This window comes from Deltaproteobacteria bacterium (assembly GCA_019309045.1).
In the GTDB taxonomy this organism is placed as follows: Bacteria; Desulfobacterota; Syntrophobacteria; order BM002; family BM002; genus JAFDGZ01.
Genome location: JAFDGZ010000175.1, coordinates 1 through 2,972 on the forward strand (window position 1 = coordinate 1; position 2,972 = coordinate 2,972).

The 2,972-nt window shown below is 57.8% G+C and carries 2 protein-coding genes; both read right to left on the reverse strand.

Features of this window, described 5'->3' with window-relative positions; all coding sequences use genetic code 11:
- Nucleotides 1-1,572 (reverse strand): molybdopterin biosynthesis protein (locus JRI89_17380; protein MBW2073003.1); only part of this gene is annotated, 1,572 nt, incomplete at its 3' end.
- Nucleotides 1,573-1,666: 94 nt separating this feature from the next.
- On the reverse strand, nt 1,667-2,899 hold the full coding sequence (locus JRI89_17385) for a molybdopterin molybdotransferase MoeA (protein MBW2073004.1): 1,233 nt from the start codon (nt 2,897-2,899) through the stop codon (nt 1,667-1,669).
- Nucleotides 2,900-2,972 lie beyond the last annotated feature (73 nt).

Sequence of the window (2,972 nt, forward strand, 5' to 3'; positions counted from 1 at the left end):
TCTGTTGACAAAGCGGACATCGGCCCGCCCGAGATCAGCTAGACCACGAATTTGCTTGGGATTTCCCCGGGCCACTACCAAGCCCTGTTCACGGTGCACCAGGTTTACCAGACGCACATCCATCCCCGGCAGGTAGCGCTGGATGTAAGAGACATTGTATTCCCCAGTTTCTGTGTCGAGCAGGTGGCAGCCAGCCAGATGGGCATTCCCTTTGCGCAGCGCCAACAAGCCACCGAGACTTCCCACATTGCTGGAGGCCAGAGTGACGTCAGGGTGATATTTCCTCAGTAGATTTGTGATCAGATCGAGAGTCATGTCATGGCTCCCCACCACCACCAGAGTGCGATCTATGGTCTCTCTGGGAGTGAGCAGGACTACAGGCTGACTCTCGTCTTCAGAGACTCCCTCTACTGTATCTGCTATGCGCAGAAACCCTGCCGCCCGCGTCAGAGAAGTGATGGAGCCGGCTCCCCTGGCCAGGGGTGTGGCCACCAGTTTTTTCCCCACGCGACCTACCTGCACTCTGACAAATTCTTCCACCCCGAGTTTAGAAGGGATTTTCTGGCAGGGATGGGCCTCCACCTTATCGGCCTCGGGTTCCACCAGGCCCTGCATTCTGTAGAGCAAAGGCCGGACAAATTGTTCCAGGCTGATTACAGCTGACACGGGATAGCCAGGATTCCCCACCACGGGCACGGAATTCACCTCACCCAGGACAGTCGGTTTGCCTGGCATTATGGCCACCCCGTGGACCAGCACTTCTCCCAGCTCGGCAATGAGGTTTGCCGTGTGATCTTCAGAGCCAGCCGAGGAGCCGGCATTGACCAGCACAATATGGTAATCGCCCTGCACCGCATCCAGAATAGCCTGCCGCAGCTGCTCGGGCTCATCAGGCACAATTTCATGCCTATGGCAGATTGCCCCCCATTGGCGCAGCAGATGTACCAGAACCCATGAGTTGAACTCCACCACCTTGCCTGCTGGTGGAGCCTTTACTCCCTCGAGATGCTGCACATCCACAAGTTCGTCACCAGTGGGAATCACCAGCACTCTGGGAATCTGCTTTACCGCTACTTCCAACACGCCGGCTCCCAGCATTGCCCCCACTTCTGCAGGGGTGATGAGGTGGTTTTGCGGCAGCAGCAGTTCAGTGGCAACTATGTCTTCACCCACCTTGCGCACATATTGCCAGGGAAAGGCGGCTGCCTGTATTTCCACGGTGTCAGGATCCAGCTGATGCAGCTGTTCCACCATTATTACCGAGTTGGTACCTGGAGGCAGACACTGCCCAGTATTCACCCAGAAGGCATCTACACCCAGTTTCAAGCGTATGGGCTTCTCCGGGGCAGCTCCGAAGGTGCGCTTTGCCTCCAGAGCAATGCCGTCCATGGCCGCAGAGTGAAATGTGGGCACAGAAAAACGGGCAAAGACCGGAGCAGCAGTCACCCTCCCGGCTGATTCAGTGGTAGCTATCTTCTCCACGGAAAGCATGGTGGAAAGGTCCCAGTGTCCAAGAAAAATCTCCACTGCTTCCTGCAGAGATTTCATCTTCAAATATATCCGCCGTGCCATAGAACTCCTCTTGTTGATTGAACTCCTGACATGCAGCTGGCTGCAGCCCCATGGTGACTGGCAGTATAAATGTTGGGGCATTGTCGAAGCCCCGCTACAGCAGCCAGACCTCGACCTCTGCGCCGCCATAGATGCCCTCAGAGTAGCGTTCGATCCGCACCAGGCCGTCGGCCTTCACCAGCGGGGATATGAGCCCAGAAGGTCCGAAAAGCGGCTCAGCCTCCAGCACTCCTGCCTTTCTTGTCAGTCTGACCCTGACAAAATCCTCCCGGCCCTGTTTGGAGGGCACATTGCGGCTGAGTCTGGCCGCCAGCGGCCAGCCCCTCCCCAGTGCGGGCTCCATGCCGGCAAGATAATCAATGAAAGGCCGCACCAGCACCTGAAATACCACCAGAGCCGAGGTGACATGTCCGGGAAGACCCCAGAATGCCTTGCTGCCGATGCGCAAGAGTATGGTTGGTTTGCCGGGACTGATAGCCACCCCGTGGACCAGCACCTCACTATCTGCAAATGAAGAGAGCACCTCCAGTGTCAGGTCCCGGGTGCCAACCGACGATCCACCAGAGATGAGACAGATATCAGCCTGCGCCAGGGCCTGCTCACAACTGCGCCGCAGCGGCTCGTACTGATCCGCCACCAGGCCGACAAGCACTGGTTCACCACCTGCATGGCGCACCATGGCAGCCAGACTGTGGAGGTTGATGTCGCGTATCTGACCAGGCAGAGGAGTCTCTTCCAGCGGCACGATCTCATCGCCAGTGCTGATAATGGCTACTCGAGGCCTGCGTCTCACTGAGACCGAGACATGCCCAATGCCCGCCAGCAAGCCGATATCCTGCGGCCGTAGCCGCCTTGCTGTCGGCAGTACCTCCGCCCCAGCTTCACAGTCATCGCCCGGCTGAATCACGTTTTCCAGGGGCGCCACGCTGCGGCCGACAGCCACACTGCGGCTGTCGAGTTCCTCCGTGTACTCGACCATGACCACAGCGTCGGCGTTCCTGGGCAGCATGCCTCCGGTGGGAATTCGCACAGTCTGGCCGGCGCCCAACTCAATGCCCGCCTCCTGTCCCATGAGCACCTCGCCAACCAGCTGCAAAAGGCTGGGAAGGCTTTCTGAGGCCCCAAAAGTATCACGAGCCCTCACAGCGTAGCCATCCACCGTTGAACGAGGGAATGACGGCAGGTCTTCCGCAGCCAGCACTGGAGCTGCCAGCACCCGGTTGTCTGCCTGATCAAGCGGTACTTCTTCACAGGGGAGCAGAGGAAAACGGCAATATTCCGCCCAGACCTCTTCTCTTGTTTTGACATGAAAAAACTGGGTCTTCATACTGTTGTCGCTTCTCTTTCAATAAAATTTCCCGGGCGCAGAATAGTATCATGCCCCCAGATGATGCACAAGC

Coding starts and splice junctions, on each gene's coding strand:
- JRI89_17385 (MBW2073004.1), bottom strand. CDS start 2,899: ATGAAGACCCAGTTTTTTCATGTCAAAACAAGAGAAGAGGTCTGGGCG.